Source organism: Vibrio sp. 2134-1 (genome assembly GCF_033339495.1).
Window position 1 is genome coordinate 1 of the sequence record NZ_JAWOUS010000774.1, and the last position, 563, is coordinate 563.

At 46.2% G+C, this 563-nt stretch carries 1 protein-coding gene; it reads right to left on the reverse strand.

Going from position 1 to position 563, the window contains the following annotated elements:
- Positions 1–522, reverse strand: a 522-nt coding sequence (locus R7R78_RS28470; protein WP_225474896.1) for a PAS domain-containing protein, incomplete at its 3' end; no start/stop codon positions are given.
- Between the last annotated feature and the right edge of the window lie 41 nt (positions 523–563).

The following is a 563-nucleotide window of genomic DNA, read 5'->3' on the forward strand; positions in this document are numbered from 1 at the left end:
GTAGGTTTTTAACCCAACGAGATCACGATTTTGATACCCCATCTGAAGCTCAAAGGCACGATTGCAACCAAGAATACGCGTGTCTTCATCGGCAACGAGTACACCGACGTTTGGCAAATCGAAGATGGTTTCAAGAATCTTCGCCAGCTCTTCACACCCAGTGATGGTCAGCTGAGGAATGATTGTGCCTTGAACAATCCGCTCGTTGAGCTTTTCAAAACTCATGGTGACATGAATGAGCTTGGCGTCATTAGGCATTAAGCAACAAGAAAAATGCCCTTGCCCACCCATAAATTCGACGTCCGCAATGCGTTGACGACAAGCCTCTTGCTGCCCCATCAACATATATTGAAGCAGCTCATCTAAACTGTTAATCGGACGTTTAAAGCCAAAAGCATTGGCCATGCTTGGTTGGTCGCATTCAAACTCACGAGTATAGATGTCATAAGACCATTCCACGACCTGAGTATGATTGGCTGCGTGTTGCACTTGTCCTTGTGCAATCGTTAGTGATTCGCTCATTTCCTAGCCCCCTTATTTTGGTCGGCCTTTTTGCTCTCCAT